The 15,634-nt window shown below is 73.0% G+C and carries 12 protein-coding genes; 9 read left to right on the top strand and 3 right to left on the bottom strand.

The window, feature by feature from the left end; translation table 11 throughout:
* Positions 1–106 precede the first annotated feature (106 nt).
* The 8 genes from ACFKCF_RS02365 (at position 107) to ACFKCF_RS02400 (ending at position 9,804) form a co-directional block, all read left to right on the top strand.
* Positions 107–961 carry a DUF2877 domain-containing protein gene (locus tag ACFKCF_RS02365; RefSeq protein ID WP_394490117.1) on the top strand — a complete coding sequence of 285 codons (855 nt, stop codon included), beginning with the start codon at positions 107–109 and terminating at the stop codon, positions 959–961.
* Positions 958–2,298, top strand: a complete 1,341-nt coding sequence (locus ACFKCF_RS02370; RefSeq protein ID WP_394490119.1) for an FdrA family protein — start codon at positions 958–960, stop codon at positions 2,296–2,298. Before ACFKCF_RS02365 ends, ACFKCF_RS02370 begins: the two co-directional genes overlap by 4 nt.
* Positions 2,295–3,671 (top strand): DUF1116 domain-containing protein, encoded by a 1,377-nt coding sequence (locus tag ACFKCF_RS02375; RefSeq protein ID WP_394490121.1) that lies wholly within the window; start codon positions 2,295–2,297, stop codon positions 3,669–3,671. Before ACFKCF_RS02370 ends, ACFKCF_RS02375 begins: the two co-directional genes overlap by 4 nt.
* 121 nt (positions 3,672–3,792) lie before the next feature.
* Positions 3,793–5,826, top strand: a complete 2,034-nt coding sequence (locus tag ACFKCF_RS02380; protein ID WP_394490123.1) for a protein kinase — start codon at positions 3,793–3,795, stop codon at positions 5,824–5,826.
* Between the two features lie 41 nt (positions 5,827–5,867).
* On the top strand, positions 5,868–6,440 hold the full coding sequence (locus tag ACFKCF_RS02385; protein WP_394490125.1) for a TetR/AcrR family transcriptional regulator: 573 nt from the start codon (positions 5,868–5,870) through the stop codon (positions 6,438–6,440).
* Between the two features lie 51 nt (positions 6,441–6,491).
* Positions 6,492–7,676 (top strand): Cmx/CmrA family chloramphenicol efflux MFS transporter, encoded by a 1,185-nt coding sequence (locus tag ACFKCF_RS02390; RefSeq protein ID WP_394490127.1) that lies wholly within the window; start codon positions 6,492–6,494, stop codon positions 7,674–7,676.
* A complete protein-coding gene (locus tag ACFKCF_RS02395) occupies positions 7,673–8,488 on the top strand; it encodes an MOSC domain-containing protein (protein WP_394490129.1) in 816 nt (271 codons plus the stop codon). Before ACFKCF_RS02390 ends, ACFKCF_RS02395 begins: the two co-directional genes overlap by 4 nt.
* A gap of 152 nt (positions 8,489–8,640) precedes the next feature.
* The gene (locus ACFKCF_RS02400) at positions 8,641–9,804 is read left to right on the top strand and encodes an MFS transporter (protein ID WP_394490131.1); all 1,164 of its coding nucleotides are present in this window, start codon (positions 8,641–8,643) and stop codon (positions 9,802–9,804) included.
* A gap of 129 nt (positions 9,805–9,933) precedes the next feature.
* Here ACFKCF_RS02400 and ACFKCF_RS02405 read toward each other — a convergent pair whose 3' ends face one another.
* The gene (locus ACFKCF_RS02405) at positions 9,934–11,502 is read right to left on the bottom strand and encodes a bifunctional 3'-5' exonuclease/DNA polymerase (RefSeq protein WP_394490133.1); all 1,569 of its coding nucleotides are present in this window, start codon (positions 11,500–11,502) and stop codon (positions 9,934–9,936) included.
* Between the two features lie 35 nt (positions 11,503–11,537).
* Positions 11,538–12,785, bottom strand: coding sequence for a metallophosphoesterase family protein (locus ACFKCF_RS02410; RefSeq protein ID WP_394490733.1), 1,248 nt, complete (start codon positions 12,783–12,785; stop codon positions 11,538–11,540).
* 371 nt (positions 12,786–13,156) lie between these two features.
* Here ACFKCF_RS02410 and ACFKCF_RS02415 point away from each other — a divergent pair, with 371 nt between their 5' ends.
* The gene (locus tag ACFKCF_RS02415) at positions 13,157–13,576 is read left to right on the top strand and encodes a hypothetical protein (protein ID WP_394490135.1); all 420 of its coding nucleotides are present in this window, start codon (positions 13,157–13,159) and stop codon (positions 13,574–13,576) included.
* A 380-nt stretch (positions 13,577–13,956) separates the two neighbouring features.
* On the opposite strand, the gene ACFKCF_RS02420 is transcribed toward ACFKCF_RS02415, so the two are convergent.
* Positions 13,957–15,621, bottom strand: a complete 1,665-nt coding sequence (locus tag ACFKCF_RS02420; protein ID WP_394490735.1) for an FAD-binding oxidoreductase — start codon at positions 15,619–15,621, stop codon at positions 13,957–13,959.
* Between the last annotated feature and the right edge of the window lie 13 nt (positions 15,622–15,634).

A 15,634-nucleotide genomic window follows, 5' to 3' on the forward strand; every position in this document is an offset into this window, starting at 1 on the left:
GTCTGTCAGGAAGAGCCAACCTTCCCGCTGACTGTTGGCAAATTTACCCGTACGGAGGGTTCCCGGAGCGTTTTACGGTCAGGTCCAAGGTCGGATGGGAGGTTCGGTGACCGTCAGTACTCACGCGAGGCGTACGCGCATCCACGTCACGGGCGCGGCCAGCACGGCGGTACGCCCCGTCCTGGAGTCGCCGCGCCGCCCCGCCCGGGTGCTCGCCGCGTTCCCGGCGGGGGTGTATCTCGAGGTCAGGACGGACCTGGAGCCTTCGGTGATCGCCGTCATCACGGGCGCGGCCACCCGGTTGCCCAACTCCGTGCTGCTGGCCGGCCCGCTGCCGAGCGTCACGGTGGGCGACGACGCCTCTGTGGGCGACCGCAACATCGAGCTGGGCCCGCTGAGCCTGGGCGTGCGCCGCTGGTGGGACCCGGCCCCGCCTCTGGGCCGGATCGATCGGGTCCGGCTCGAACAGGCCGCCGCCCGCTTCGGCGACCCGCCGCAACCGGGGCTGGCCGGAAACGGCGCCGTCGAGCTGCTGGCCGACAGCTGCGCGAAGGGCTGGCTGCTGGGGGCCGTGACGGCGGCCGAACAGCTCATGGGCCTGGGGCCCGGCCTGACGCCGAGCGGCGACGACGTCCTGGCGGGGCTGCTGGTGACGCTGCGGCACCTGGGCGCGGCGGCCGGGGCGGACCGGGCGGTCTGGCTGGCCGACTGGCTGGCGGCGACCGTGACGTTCGACGCGAGGACGCGTACGACGCCCATTTCGGCCACGCTCCTGCACTGCGCCGCCAGGGGCGAGACCAGCCCCGAGGTGACCGCGGTGCTGCGCGGCATCGCGGGCGGGCAGGCCCTCGAACCGGCCCTGCACCGCCTCCACCGCCTCGGCCACACCTCGGGCTCCGACCTGGCCCAGGGCGTCGCCATCGGCCTGACCGCCGTCCTCGCGCTGAGCGGGCCGCGATGAGCGCCGACACGGTGCTGGTACGGAAAGGCGCGTACGTCGACTCCATCTCCCTGATGCGTATAAGTCGGGCGCTGACCGAAATGTCGGGCGTGGAGGCCGCCATGGTCGCCATGGCCACCGAGCTCAACCTCGCCGTCCTCCGCGACCTGGGCTTCACCGTCCCGCAGGCCGGCCCCGGCGACCTCCTGATAGCCGTACGCGCCCGCGACGCCGGCGCGGCCGTCGAGGAGGCCGACCGGCAGCTCGCGACCTTCCGCCGCCCGGAGCCGACCACGGCCGACCAGCCCCCGCTGACCACCCGCGCGGCCGCCGGCACGCCGGCCGACCTGGTCCTGGTCTCCACCCCGGGCGAGCACGCCTTCGCCGAGGCGCTGGACGCCGTCCAGGCGGGGCTCCCCGTCATGATCTTCAGTGACGGCGTCCCCGTGGCCGAGGAACGCCGGCTCAAGGAGCTCGCGGAGGCCGCGGACGTCCTCGTGATGGGCCCCGACTGCGGCACCGCCGTGCTCGGCGGCGTCGGCCTGGGCTTCGCGAACGTCCTCACCCCCGGCCCCGTCGGCGTGGTGGCCGCGTCCGGCACCGGGGCCCAGCAGGTGACGTCCCTGCTCGACTGGGCCGGCACCGGCGTCAGCCACGTGCTCGGGGTGGGCGGAAGGGACCTGTCGGCCGAGGTGGGCGGCCTGTCCACGCTGCGGGCCCTGCGCATGCTGGACGAGGACCCGGCCACCGAGCTGATCGTGCTGATCTCCAAGCCGCCGTCCCCCGAGGTCGCGCAGACCGTACGGGAGGCCGTGGGAGATCTGCGCACGCCGGTGGTGCCCGCGCTGCTCCCCGAGTCCGACCTGACGGAGGCCACCGAGCGGACCCTGCGAGCGCTCGGCCGGCCGGTGCCCGAGTGGCCCTCCTGGCCCGCGTGGTCGGGCAAGCAGAGCCGGGCCAAGACCATCAAGGGCGTCTATTCCGGCGGGACGCTCAGCACCGAGGCCGCTCTGGTAGCCGCCAAGGGCGACTTCGTCGACTACGGCGACGACGTCTACACCAGGGGCAGGGCGCATCCCATGATCGACCCGACCCTGCGTGTGGAGGCGCTGGCCCGCGCCCAGGAGACGGACCTGGTGCTCATGGACGTCGTGCTCGGCCACGGCGCCGACCCCGACCCGGCCGCCTCGCTCGCGCACGCCGTCGCCCGCACCCCCGCCACGGTCGTGATCGCGCTCATCGGCACCGAAGGCGACCCCCAGGACCTGCACCGCCAGGCCGCCGCCTTCCGCGAGGCGGGCGCGGCCGTCTTCACCTCCAACGCCCAGGCCGCCCGGCACGCCAGGAGCCTCGTATGAGCCCGCTGTCCGTCCCGTCCCGCGTCATCACGGTGGGCGCGGGCCTGCTCGACGAGGCGCTCAGGGCGCAGGCCGTCGAGACGACGCCGGTGTCCTGGCGCCCGCCGCTGCCCGGCACCGCCGAGGCCCTGGCCGCGGTGCTCGCCGACCCGCGCAGGCAGGTCGCCAACGAGCTGGCCGTGAGCAGGCTGACCTCGGCCCGCCCGCACCTGGTGGGGGTGCGCCGGGCCTCGGAGGTGCTGGCGGCGGGCACGTTCCTGCACGCGGGCCCGCCCATCACGTGGGAACGCGCGTCGGGCCCGATGCGCGGCGCGCTGATCGGCGCGATGCTGCTGGAGGGCCTGGCGGGCGACGAGCACGAGGCCGGGCGCAGGCTGGCGGCGGGTGAGATCGCGCTGCGGCCGTGCCACGGGCACGCCACTGTGGGCCCGATGGCGGGCGTGGTGAGCCCGTCCATGTGGCTGTTCGAGGTACGCGACGACGAGCACGGCGGCACCGCGTACTGCTCGCTGAACGAGGGCCTGGGCAAGGTGCTCCGGTACGGCGCCTACGGGCCCGAGGTGCTGGAGCGGCTGCGCTGGATGGACGCGGTGCTCGGCCCCGCCCTGGCGGCGACGCTGGAGCGCACGGGGCCGCTCGACCTGCGCTCGCTGATGGCGCAGGCCCTGCAGATGGGCGACGAGCTGCACAACCGCAACCGCGCCGCCACCTCGCTCCTGCTGCGCGAGCTGGCCCCGGCCGTCGTCGAGGCCGCCCCGGGCGCGGCCGCGGAGGTGCTGCGCTTCATCAACGGCAACGACCACTTCTTCCTGAACGCCGCCATGGCCGCCGCCAAGGTCAGCACCGACGCCGCCCGCGACGTGCCCGGCTCGTCCATGGTCGTCGCCATGGCCAGGAACGGCACCGACTTCGGCATCCAGGTCTCGGGGCTGGGCGGGCGGTGGTTCACGGGGCCGGCCGGCGTGCCCGACGGGCTCTACCTCGGCTCGTACGGGCCTGACGACGCGAACCCGGACATCGGCGACTCCACGATCACGGAGACCTCGGGCCTGGGCGGGTTCGCGATGGCGGCGGCGCCGGCCATCGTGCGGTTCGTGGGCGGCGAGGTGGCCGACGCGGTGCGGGCCACCCGTTCCATGTACGAGATCACGCTCGCCGAGCACCCCGCCTACCACATTCCGGGGCTCGGCTTCCGCGGCACGCCGGTGGGCATCGATGTAACTCTCGTCGCGAGAACGGGCCTGCTGCCCGTGGTCAACACCGGCATCGCGGGCCGCGTCGCGGGAACCGGTCAGGTAGGAGCAGGCCTGGTCAAACCCCCTGTAGAGGCATTCACTACTGCATTGATCGCATTGGCGGAACAAGCCATCTGAATGGCGATATTTACGCAGGTCAAGACCTTTGTAAGGTTGCTCCAGCTTCCCTTGCGCATGCCCCGCCGATATCGTAACGAACCACTTTTGATTGCTCGTAGCGCGGGATGGGGGCGGGATCATGGCAGCCGACCGCTTGCTCAGCGGCCCCGGCGCGGAGGGAGGCGCCCCGAGCGGCGCCCCGCAGAGCCAGGGTCGTCTGATCGGCCGGCGTTACCGGCTCATGTCGCCCGTCGGCAGGGGCGGCATGGGCATGGTGTGGCACGCCCACGACGTCCTGCTCGACCGGGACGTGGCGGTCAAGGAGCTGCTCCTCCCGTTCGGGCTCGACCACGCGGGCATGCAGGGGGCCCACCGGCGCGTGCTGCGCGAGGCCAGGTCGGCCGCGCGGCTGACGCATCCCGGCATCGTCACCGTGCACGACGTGGTCGAGGAGGACGGCCGCCCGTGGATCGTGATGGAGCTGGTCCGGGCGTGGTCCCTGGAGCAGGCCGTACGCCAGAGCGGGCCGCTGCCGGTGCTGCAGGCGGCCGAGATCGGCATCCGGGTGCTCGACGCGCTCAGGCACGCGCACTCCGCGGGGATCCTGCACCGCGACATCAAGCCCGGCAACGTGCTGCTGACCCAGGACCGGGTGGTGCTGACCGACTTCGGCATCGCGGCCGTCGAGGGCGACGTGACGATCACGCAGACCGGCCTGCTCATGGGGTCGCCCGCGTACATCCCGCCGGAGCGCCTGTCCGGGCAGCCGATCACGCAGGCGGCCGACCTGTGGTCGTTCGGCGCGACGCTGTACGCGGCCCTTGAGGGGCGGCCGCCGTACGAGGGGCCCGATCCGGTGGCGGTGCTCGGCGCGGTGCTCACCCAGGACCCGATCGCGCCCCAGCGGGCCGGCTCGCTGATGCCGGTGATCGAGGGCCTGCTGCGCAAGGACCCGGCCCAGCGGCTGACCTCCGACCAGGTCATCGAGATGCTGGAGGCGGTGCTGCGCGCGCACGGCTCCGTCCGTCCGCGCCCGGCCGAGACGCTGCCCCCCGGCGGGCCCGCCCCGGGGGACACGCCGGCCTCCGGGCTGCTGGAGTCGCCGTCGGGGCCGATGCCCTCGCGGATCGTGGAGACGCCCTCGGGTCCGATCCGCGTGCCGTACGACCCGCTGACCAGCCCGTCCGGTGGCCACGCGATGCCGTACGACGGCCTGACGAGCCCCTCCGGCAGCCACAGGACCGACCAGCTGGTGCCGCCGCCGCCAGAGTTCGGCGGCCCCTCGGGGGCCCAGTCTGCCTTCGGCATGCCGTCGGGCCCGCACCGGGCCCCGAGGGGCCTCGGCGACGACTCCGGCCCGCAGCCGGCGCCGATCCTGCCGCTGACCACGGACAGCCGTACGTCCGCCGCCACGCCGTGGCCGCTGGCCTCGGCCGAGGACCTGCGCGAGCAGTCGCGCGACCTGTCCCGCGACCTCGGTCACAACCGCCTGGCCACGCTGCCCAGCGCGGCGCCGCGCACCGGCAAGAGCCGGCGCAGGCCCGACGAGGACGAGGGGATGTGGGTGCGCCGCGGGCGGCCGACGCCGCTCACGATCATCAGCGCGATCGTGGCGGTGGCCGTCGTCGTGGCCGCCGTGATGTTCCTCATGCCGGGTGGGCCGCCGCCCCAGCCGGCGGCCACGCCGCAGACCGGGACGTCCTCGCCCGCGAAACCCCAGATCGCCGAGCCCTCGGCGATCCCCTCGGGCTACACCGAGCACGGCACGGCCGGGTTCGCCGCCGCCGTGCCCACGGGCTGGAAGCCGGCCACGTCGGGTGGGGTGACCACGTTCAGCGGGCCGAAGGACTCCGGCATGCGGATCATGGTCCAGAAGGTGAGCCCGCAGACCGACGGAGGGCTGTCCGAGCTGGGCCGCCAGGAGGCCAAGGGCGGTGTGGAGGGCTACATCCAGGTGCAGCTCCAGGCCGTCGACTATCGCGGCTGGCAGGCCGCCGACTGGGAGTACACCTACACCACCTCCAGCGGCGTCCCCATGCACGCGCTCACCCGGTACGTCACGATCGACGACATCACCGCCTACAAGATCACCTTCGACCTGCCCGAGCTCAAGTGGGACGACCAGGCGGAGACCCGCAAGGTGTTCCTGGACACGTTCCGGCGGGACGGCTGACGTATTGCACCACTCATTCCAAAACGGGTAGTGTGCGAGATATGGGGCGACCGAGGAAGTTCGAGGAGGAACGCGCCGTCGAGGCTGCCATGCGCGCGTTCTGGTCCGCGGGCTTCGAGGCCACCTCGACGGCGGACCTGTGCACGGCCACCGGGCTCGGGCGCAGCAGCATCTACAACACCTTCGCCAGCAAGCACGACCTGTTCGTCAAGGCCCTGCGCCGCTACATGGACCAGCGCAACGCCGCGCTCGCCGAGACCCTGGACGCCGACCTGCCGCTCAAGGAGAAGATCAGGACCGTCCTGTGGTGGGCCGTCGACCCCGTCCCCGGCGAGCCGTCCGGGTGCCTGGTGGTCAACTCGATGACCGAGCTCGCCCCGCACGACCCGCAGATCGCCGAGCTGCTGCGGCGCGACAACGACACGCGCCGGGAGATGCTGCGGGCCGCCATCGAGACCGGCCGCTCGCGGGGCGAGATCGACGCGGCGAAGGACCCGCTCGCCCTGGCGCACTTCGTCTTCGCCACCGTCAGCGGCCTGCGCGTGGCCGCGCGGGGCGGGACGGGCCGGGACGGGCTCGAGTCGATCGCGAAAACCGCCCTGGGCGTTTTCTGATCTTTTTTACGCCCTAGTTTTGCACCGATCAATCCAAAAAGGAGAAACGCCATGCCCTTGGCCGTCTACATATTGGGGCTTTCGATCTTCGCGCAGGGCACTTCTGAGCTCATGCTGGCCGGGCTGCTCCCGGAGATGGCCGCCGACCTGCGCGTGTCCGTGCCCGAGGCGGGGCTGCTGATCTCGGCGTTCGCCATGGGGATGCTGGTGGGCGCGCCGGTGCTGGCCGTCCTCACCCTGCGCTGGCCACGCCGTACGGCGTTGCTGACGTTCATCGCGGTCTTCGCCCTGTCGCACGTCGCGGGCGCGCTGACGTCGAGCTACACCGTGGTGTTCGCCACGCGCGTCGTGGGTGCGTTCGTGTACGCGGGCTTCTGGGCCGTGGCGGCGAGCACGGCGGTCGGCCTGGTGCCCGCGAACGCCCGCGGCAAGGCGATGAGCGTGCTCGCCGGCGGCCTGACGGTCGCCACCATCATCGGGCTGTCCCTGGGCACGGTCATCGGCCAGCACCTCGGCTGGCGGGCCGCGTTCTGGGCGGTCGCGGCGCTGTCGGCGCTGGCCGGAGCGGGCGTGCTCGCCACCATCCCGGGCGGCCGCCCGGAGGCCGGCGCGACCCCGCGCGTGTCCGTCGAGCTGCGCTCCATGCTCAACCCCAGGCTCTGGCTCGCGTACGGCACGACCGCGCTGGCCACGGGAGCCCTGCTGGCCTCCTTCAGCTACCTGAGCGTGCTGCTGGTCGACACCACGGGCCTGGAGCCCGCCTGGGTGCCCGCGGTCCTGGCGCTCTACGGCGTCGGCTCGCTGATCGGGATCACCATCGGCGGCCGGACCGCCGACGCGCGGCCGTTCCCCTCCCTGTACCTCGGCGTCGCCGGCCTGATCGTCTGCTCGGTGGCGCTGGCCCTGACCGCGTCCGTCCCCGCGGCGGCCATCGCGACGGTCTTCCTGCTCGGCGCGTTCGGCTTCGGCATGAACCCCGCCCTGAACACCCGCGTCTTCTCCCTGGCCAAGGACGCCCCCACCCTGGCCGCCGCGGTGAACGTCTCCTCCTTCAACGTCGGCATCACCGTCGGCCCCTGGCTCGGCGGGCTGGCCATCGGCGCGGGCCTCGGCTACCCGTCCGTCGCCTGGATCGGGGCCGCGATCGGCGTGCTCGCCCTGGCCACCGTGGCCCTGGCGGGCGCCCTGCACCGCTCGCCGGCTCCGGAGGACAGTCGGGTACCTTCAGCCGTATGAAGCTGGCGAGCATCCACTTTTACCCCGTCAAGTCCACCGCCGGGCACCAGGTTCCCGAGGCCGAGGTGCAGCCGTGGGGGCTCGCCGGCGACCGCCGTTACCTGGTCACCGACGAGCGCGGCGAGCTCCTGACGGCCCGCCAGGAGCCCCGCCTGCTGGCCTGCGTGGCCCGGCTCGACGGCGGCTCGCTCACGCTGACCGGCCCGCACGCCGCCCCGCTGCGGGTCACGCCGACCGCCGCCATGACCACGGTCACCGTGGGGCGCACCCCCGTGGAGCTCACCGACTGCGGCGACGACGCGGCGGACTGGCTGTCCGGGCTGGTGGGCCGACCCGTCCGGCTCAAGTGGCTCGACGACCCGACCCGCCGGCCCGTCAATCCGGAGTACGGGCGGCCGGACGACCGGGTGAGCCTGGCCGACGGCTATCCGCTGCTGCTCACGTCCAGCGCCTCGCTCGCCCTGCTCAACGACTGGATCGTGGAGACCGCGCTGGAGCGCGGCGAGCAGGCGCCCGAGCCGCTGCCCATGCACCGGTTCCGGCCGAACGTGGTGATCGACGGCGTCGGCACGCCGTTCGCCGAGGACGAGTGGAAGCGGGTGCGCATCGGCGCGGTCGACTTCCGGGTGAGCAAGCGGTGCGACCGGTGCGTGCTGACCACGATCGACACGGCCACGTACACGAAGGGCAAGGAGCCCATCAGGACGCTTTCGCGGCATCGCAGGTGGGACGGCAAGGTCTGGTTCGGCATCAACCTGATCCCGGACGTGCCCGGACGCATCGCCCAGGGAGATTCAGTCACCATTCTCTGAAATATCGCCCTTTGGGGTGATGTCAGGGGCTATGCGAGACTTCACAAGTGACCAGTGCCCCCACAACGCCCGCTGTCTCGTCCTCTGACCGAATTCGCTCCGTCCAGCGCCGCACCTTGGGCGTCCTGTCCGCGACGCAGATCGTGAGCGGAGTGGGGGTCGCCGTCGGGCTCGCGCTGAGCTCGGTGGTGGTGGACGAGCTCTCGGGATCCACGGTGATCAGCGGCTTCGCGGGCACCGCCACCGTGCTCGGCGCGGCGCTGCTGGCCCTGCCCACGGCCAAGGCGTCGGGCAGCGGGGGCCGCCGGGCGGGCCTGTCGCTGGCGTACGCGGCGGCGCTGGCGGGCTGCCTGATCTCGGCGCTCGCGATCAGCCTGCGTACGTGGCCGCTGCTGCTGGCGGGGCTGGTGCTCGTGGGCGGCGGGAGCGCGGGCAGCCTGGCCGCGCGTTACTCGGCCACGGACCTGTCGCCCAAGGGCCGCTCGGCCAGGCACCTGTCACTGGTCGTCTGGGCCTCCACGATCGGCTCCGTGGCCGGCCCGAATCTGGCCAAGCCCACCGACCAGATCGGCATGCGGCTGGGGCTGGTGGAGAAGGCGGGGCCGTTCGTGTTCGCGGCGATGGCGTTCGCGGTGGCGCTCGCCCTGATCTTCTGCCTGCTGCGCCCGGACCCGCTCACGCTGGCCCGCTCCCTGAACGACGGCCCCGACACCCGTCGCAGCCCCAAGGGGACGATCCGCACCGCCTGGCAGACCCTCCGCACCACCCCGACGGCCCGCCGCGCCCTCGTCATGATCGCGGTGAGCCACACGGCGATGGTCTCCGTCATGTCCATGACCCCGGTCAAACTCCACCACGACGGCTCGAACCTGGACGTCATCGGCCTCGTGATCAGCCTGCACATCGCGGGCATGTACGTGCTGTCGCCGGTGGTGGGCTGGCTGGCCGACAAGGCGGGCAAGGTGCCGGTGCTCGTGCTCGGCATGGCCCTGCTGCTGGGCGCCGCCACGCTCGCCGGGACGGCGGGGCACCGGATCTGGCAGGTGACGGCCGCGCTGGTGCTGCTCGGCCTCGGCTGGTCGTGCGGCCTGGTGGCGGGCTCCGCCCTGGTCTCGGAGTCCGTCCCGCTCGAAGGCCGCCCCTCCGTCCAGGGACTCTCGGACCTGCTGATGAACGTCTGCGGCGCCACGGGCACGATCGTCGCGGGCGCCATCGTGGGGACGCTCGGCTACGGCGTGCTCGGCCTGGTCGTGGGGGTCATGGCCGCGCTCGCGGGCGTCTGGCTGACGATCACCTGGCGCGCCGACCGCTCCTGACCCGCACCTCGGCACCGCCACGGCGAGCGGGTCGTCACTCGGCGTCGGCGTAGGCCGGGACCACAACGGCGGGCTGGTCGTCACTCGGCGTCGGCGTAGGCCGACACCGCAACGGCGGCGGGGTGGCCGTCACTTCGCGTCGGCGTAGGCCGACACCGCCACCGCCTCCATGGGAAAGCGCACCGGCGTCGCCCCGAACAGCAGCCGGGTGGCCTCGGCCGCGGCCGAGGCCACCGCGGCGATCACCTTCTCCGCCTGCTCCGCCGGGCAGTGCACCATCACCTCGTCGTGCTGGAAGAACACCAGCCGCGCCGGCTCCGGCAGCAGCCCGCGCAGCACCGCCATCAGCGCCAGCGCCCACTCGGCCGCCGTGGCCTGCACCACGAAGTTGCGCGTGAACCGCCCCCGGTCCCGGGCCGCCCGCCCGCCCTCGGGCCCCGACACCAGCTCCTTCCACCGCGGTGAGGGCGGCGGGCTGGTGCGCCCGAGCCAGGAGCGCACGATGCGCCCCTCCTCGCCCGCCTTGGCCGCGTCCTCCACGAACTGGTACGCCTTGGGGAAGCGCTGCCGCATCACCGCCAGCAGCTTGGGCGCGTCACCGCTGGTGCCGCCGTACATGGCGGACAGCATCGCGATCTTGGCGTGGTCACGCTCGCCGCCGAACGACTGCGCCAGCGCCGAGTAGAGGTCGATCTCCCCGGCGGCCCTGGCCAGCCCCACGTCGCCGGCCATCGCGGCCAGCACCCGCGGCTCCAGCTGGGCGGCGTCGGCGACGACCAGCACCCACCCCTCGTCGGCCACGACCACCCGGCGCATCACCTTGGGGATCTGCAGCGCCCCGCCGCCGCTGGTGGCCCACCGCCCGGACACCACGCCGCCCACCACGTATTCAGGCCGGAACCGCCCGCCCCGCACCCACTGGTCGGCCCACACCCACCCGTGGAAGCTGTAGAGGCGGGCCAGCTCCTTGTAGGCCAGCAGCGGCGCCACGGCGGGGTGGTCGATCTGCTTGAGCTCCCACGACCGGGTGGTCTTCAACGCCACCCCCGCCCCCTTGAACGCCTTGACGAGCTGCTGCACCGAGTCGGGGTTGACCGGCTGGCCGAGGGCCGCGGTCACCTCGTCGGCCAGTGCCTGCAGCTTGGCCGGGCGCATGCCGTGGACCGGCCGCGGCCCGAGCAGCTCGGTCAGCAGCTCGTCGTGCACGTCGCGCCGCCACGGCATGCCGTCGTACGACATCTCGGCCGCGATGAGCGCCCCCGCCGACTCGGCCGCCACCAGCAGCCGGAACCTCCCCGGCTCGGGCAGCGCCTCGATCCGGCGCAGCTGGTCGGCCAGCACCTCCGCCACGGCCTCGGCCGCGAGCGGCTCGGGCTCGAACAGCGTGCCGGGCGCGCTCTGCTGCTCCTCCGGCACCGGCAGTCCGTGCAGCCGGGCGTGGGCGGCCCTGGCCGAGCGGCTCTCGCCGTAGCGGCCCTCGTACGCGAGCAGCAGCCCCTCGGTGAGAGCGAGGTCGTGGCAGCGCGAGACCCGCACGCCCGCGCTCAGCAGGTCGGGATAGACCTCCCGCGCGTCGGCCCACACCCACCGCGGGCGCTCGGCCTCCTCCAGCTCGCGTACGGCCCCCGCCAGGTCGGCGGGGCGCCACGCCGAGCCGCCCACGGGCAGCAGCGTCTCTCCGGCGACCACGACATGCACGAGGTCAAGGGTGCCAAACGGCCCAGACAAAAAAGCTACGACAAAGCGATGCGCACCTCGTCCTCGAGCGGCGGGTCGGCCTCCTGGGCCCGGCACCCGGTGGCGGCGAAGCACCGCACGGTCAGCTCCTCGGGCGTAACCGACAGGTGCAGGAACTGCTTGAAGAACGGCGGCGTATCCCAGTCGGACAGCTCCGACAGGTAGCGGTGGAACACCTTGTCGACCGGCAGCCTGAACGGCCACGGCCAGGCCCCCAGCAGCCGCGCCGCCCACCGCATCCTGCGGGTGATCGTGACCGGGCCCTCGGGCCTCCTGACCGGCTCGTTCTTGATCTGGTCCGACATGATGCACAGGGCCTCGGACGGCGTCAGGTACATCCACTTCATCCGCAGGCGGCGCGCGTACAGCTGGCTGTAGAAGGACAGGGAGTCGCCGCGCAGCGGGTAGCACCTGAAGTCGTCCTCGTGCACGCCCTTGACGTCGACCCGCTGGATCGTGTGCGTGGCGTGCATGAACGCGCCGCCGCCGCCGGACACGATGTACTGGATCACCCGGTCGCCCACTTTGACCGGGTAGCGCTGGTAGTTGTGCACGTCTCCGCCGATGGCCGCGACGTACCGGTGCGCCGGGTCGCGCACGATGTCGTCGATCGTGCCGCCTTCCTCCAGCGGCGAGGGCTTGTAGACGTTCGCGGTGTAGATGGGCTTGCCCGTCACCAGGATCTTCGGCCGCGGATCGCGCGAGACGCGCCGCAGCCACACGGTCTGCCCCTTGTCGATGATGTTCTTGATCCCGGTGTCGACGCCGACGATCAGCAGGCTGTCGCTCTCGATCACCCAGTACGGCGCCGGCTGCGTCGCCTGCTGGGCCGGCTTGCCCCGCAGCTCGCGCGCCTTGGCCAGCCGCGTCTCGTCGATGGCCTCCGGCTTGCGCCACAGCAGGCCGCGCAGCCAGCGGTCCGGCTTCGGCTTGAGCGGCGGCGCGTCGCAGAAGACCCGCATGAACCCGCCGAGCCCGTCGTACCAGTCGTGGTTGCCGGGGACGGCGTAGATCGGGGCGTCATAGTCCTTGTACGGACGGAAGAACTTGTCCCCGTACTCGTTGCCCGATCCCGTCGGATAGATCACATCACTCGCTATGACGGCGAACGACGTCTCTTCCCCCACTTTCAACATTCCCGGAACAACGGCGTACTGGGACGCGTCTCCCTCTCCCGTATCACCGAGCAGCAGGAAACTGAAATTTCCCCCGACCGGTGGTTTGATGCGAAATTCCGGATCAATCCCCCGCGCTTCCTGAGCCGCCACCCATCGCGCCCGAACCTCGCCCGACGGATCCCCGAACAACCCCGCGAGGATGTCGTTACGCGATCTCCACAGCGTCGCCAAATTCAGCCAGGAAAACCCGTGATCGTTGGGTCTGAGCTGCGCGAACGCCCCCGTCTGTGTGCAGGCCCACCCTGCTCCCTCCTCTGACACCCTTGAGGAAAGCTGCTTTCCTCGCTCGGCCGCGACTTCCACCATGACCACATACTTACCGCGATCACCCATTCGCGCACCCGGAACGCTCCGTACCGTAAGGAACACAGAAGGTTCGCAATGGTGTACCCTCAACCCCCCAAGCAAGCGGTAGGGACCGTCGAGGGGAGCGCTTCATGACCCGTAACGGCCCGGACGACGCGACCCGGAGAGGCACTTCCGACGTGGAGGTCATCGAGGGCCTGCTGGCATACGCACAAACCCGGTCATCCCGCTGGGGCGGGGCGGCTCTCAAAAGGGTCAGCGAGGCGGTGGCGCGAAGCCGCGCCCTCGACGCACGCTCTCCCGGCACGCACACGACCCTCCTGGCCCGCAGCCTGCTCGCCAAGGCCAAACTCCTGCTCAAACGGGACCGGGCGGCGGAGGCGCTGCCCCTGGCGCAGGAGGCGGTGACGCTCACCCGCCCGACGGGCGGCGCCCCGCTGGTGGTGGCGCTGAGCTGCCTGGCCACCACCTTCGAGTCCCTCCACCGCTACAGCGAAGCCGCCGCCGCGCTCGCAGAAGCCGACCAAATCCTCCCCCCGGACGAACCCTGACCCACCGCCGGGATTGGCGGCGGGAGGCGAGGACCCGCCGAGCAGGCGACACCCACACCGCACACCCACCCACCCGCCCTCGCCGCGCCAGGTCGGCACGAAGGCGAACGGCGGAACTCGGCGCCCATGGCCCGCGACCAGGCAAGCGAGAGCCAGCGGCGGCAAACGCCGACGGGCGGTGGCACCGCCGTAGCGGGCGGCGGTGGGGGTGGGACCGCCGTAGCGGGCGACGGTGGGCGGTGGCACCGCCGTAGCGGGCGGCGGTGGGCGGTGGCACCGCCGTAGCGAACGTCGGTGGGCGGTGGGACCGGTGTGGCGCGTGTGGGGTGGGCGGTGGGACCGGTGTGGCGGTGCGCGGGGGCTTGGAGGCGGGGGTGGCTTTATGCGGCTGGAGGTGGGATGAGGGCGCCGGGGTTGAGGATGCCGGCGGGGTCGAGTTGGGCCTTGACCGCCTGGAGGATGCTCACGCCCACCGGCCCCAGCTCGGCCGCATAGGCGTCCCGGTGGTCGCGGCCGACCCCGTGGTGGTGGGTGATCGTGCCGCCCGCCTCCACGATGGCCGCGTTCACCGCCTCCTTGGCGTGCTCCCACTGCGCCACCGGGTCGCCCTCCTGCGCGGTGACGACCGTGAAGTACAGCGAGGCGCCGGTCTCGTACACGTGGGAGATGTGGCACATGACGAGCGGCGAGCCGAGCGCGCCGGCCAGGGCGAGGCGCACCGCGTCGTAGAGCCGGGGCAGGTTCGCCCAGAAGCCGGCCGTCTCCAGGGTCTCGACGGTGGCCCCGGCCCCGAGCAGCGAGTCGCGGAGGTACGGCGCGGAGAAGCGGCCGTGCTCCCACGCCTCCCCCGGCTCGGTGCCCAGCGGCTCGCCGCCCAGCCGGGTCAGTACGGCGGCGGCCCCGGCCTGCCGAGCCGCCACCGAGCCCCATCCGGAGGCTCCTTCCGGGGCTGAAGCGCTCTCGTAGCCGGCGATCAGGAGGCAGCCCGAGCCGCCCGACCCGATGGTGTCCGGCTTCGCGAGGCCGATCATGGTTTCGGTCTCGTCCGAGAGGCGGAGCACCGTCGGAAGCGGCCCCTCCTGGGCGAGCGCCCGCACGGCCGCCGTCCCCTCAGCGAACGTCCCGAACCGCCACCCCTCGTACCGCCGCTCGCCGGGAGCCCGGCGCACCCTCAGCCGCAGGGACGTGATGACCCCGAAGGCGCCCTCGGAGCCCAGCACGAGCTGGCGCAGGTCGGGCCCGGCGGCCGACTTGGGGGCGCGCCCGAGGTCCAGGGTGCCGGCGGGCGTGGCCACCGTGAGGCCCACGACCATGTCGTCGAAGCGCCCGTACCCGGCGGAGGCCTGGCCGCTGGAGCGGGCCGCCGCGAAGCCGCCGAGGGTGGCGTACTCGAAGGACTGGGGGAAGTGGCCCAGCGTGAGGCCGTGCGCGGCGAGCAGCCGCTCGGCCTCGGGGGCGCGTACCCCGGGCTCGAAGGAGGCCACCAGGGACTCCAGGTCCACGGAGAGCAGGCGGTCGAGCCGGCCCAGGTCGAGAGCGATCACCCCCGTGAAGCCGGAGCCCGAGCCAGAGCCAGGGCCGGAGCCCGACGCGGACGCCGACGTGGAGCCCGGCGGGGAGGTCGGCGGGGAGGCGGTGAGGCCGCCCACCACGGAGGTGCCGCCGCCGAAAGGGATCACGGCGATGCGTTCGGCGGAGCACACCCGCAGCAGCTCGGCCACCTCCTCGTGCGAGCCGGGCAGCACCACCGCGTCGGGCGCGGCCGAGCCGTCCCCGGCGCGCATCCGCAGCAGGTCGGGGGTGGACTTGCCGCGCGTGTGGCGGACGCGGGCCTCGTGCGAGGTCAGCACGTACGCGGGGCCGACCACCCCGGCCAGCGCGCCGAGCAGCGGCTCGGGCAGGGCGACCGGCGGCAGGCGCACCGATTCGAGGTCGACGGCGGGCACGTCCGGAGCGCGTACGCCGAGGAAGTCACGCAGCAGCGCACGGACCCCCGAGGGCAGCTCGCGGGCGAGAGCCGGGTCGCCCCAGCCGGACCACAGCATCGGTTCTCCAGTC

This window comes from Nonomuraea sp. JJY05 (assembly GCF_043496855.1).
GTDB lineage: Bacteria > Actinomycetota > Actinomycetes > Streptosporangiales > Streptosporangiaceae > Nonomuraea.

Excerpts from the sequence above, each read along its gene's own strand:
- ACFKCF_RS02370 (WP_394490119.1), top strand. The coding sequence starts at position 958 with ATGAGCGCCGACACGGTGCTGGTACGGAAAGGCGCGTACGTCGACTCC.
- ACFKCF_RS02380 (WP_394490123.1), top strand. The coding sequence starts at position 3,793 with ATGGCAGCCGACCGCTTGCTCAGCGGCCCCGGCGCGGAGGGAGGCGCC.
- ACFKCF_RS02415 (WP_394490135.1), top strand. The coding sequence starts at position 13,157 with ATGACCCGTAACGGCCCGGACGACGCGACCCGGAGAGGCACTTCCGAC.
- ACFKCF_RS02385 (WP_394490125.1), top strand. The coding sequence starts at position 5,868 with ATGGGGCGACCGAGGAAGTTCGAGGAGGAACGCGCCGTCGAGGCTGCC.
- ACFKCF_RS02375 (WP_394490121.1), top strand. The coding sequence starts at position 2,295 with ATGAGCCCGCTGTCCGTCCCGTCCCGCGTCATCACGGTGGGCGCGGGC.
- ACFKCF_RS02390 (WP_394490127.1), top strand. The coding sequence starts at position 6,492 with ATGCCCTTGGCCGTCTACATATTGGGGCTTTCGATCTTCGCGCAGGGC.
- ACFKCF_RS02420 (WP_394490735.1), bottom strand. The coding sequence starts at position 15,621 with ATGCTGTGGTCCGGCTGGGGCGACCCGGCTCTCGCCCGCGAGCTGCCC.
- ACFKCF_RS02395 (WP_394490129.1), top strand. The coding sequence starts at position 7,673 with ATGAAGCTGGCGAGCATCCACTTTTACCCCGTCAAGTCCACCGCCGGG.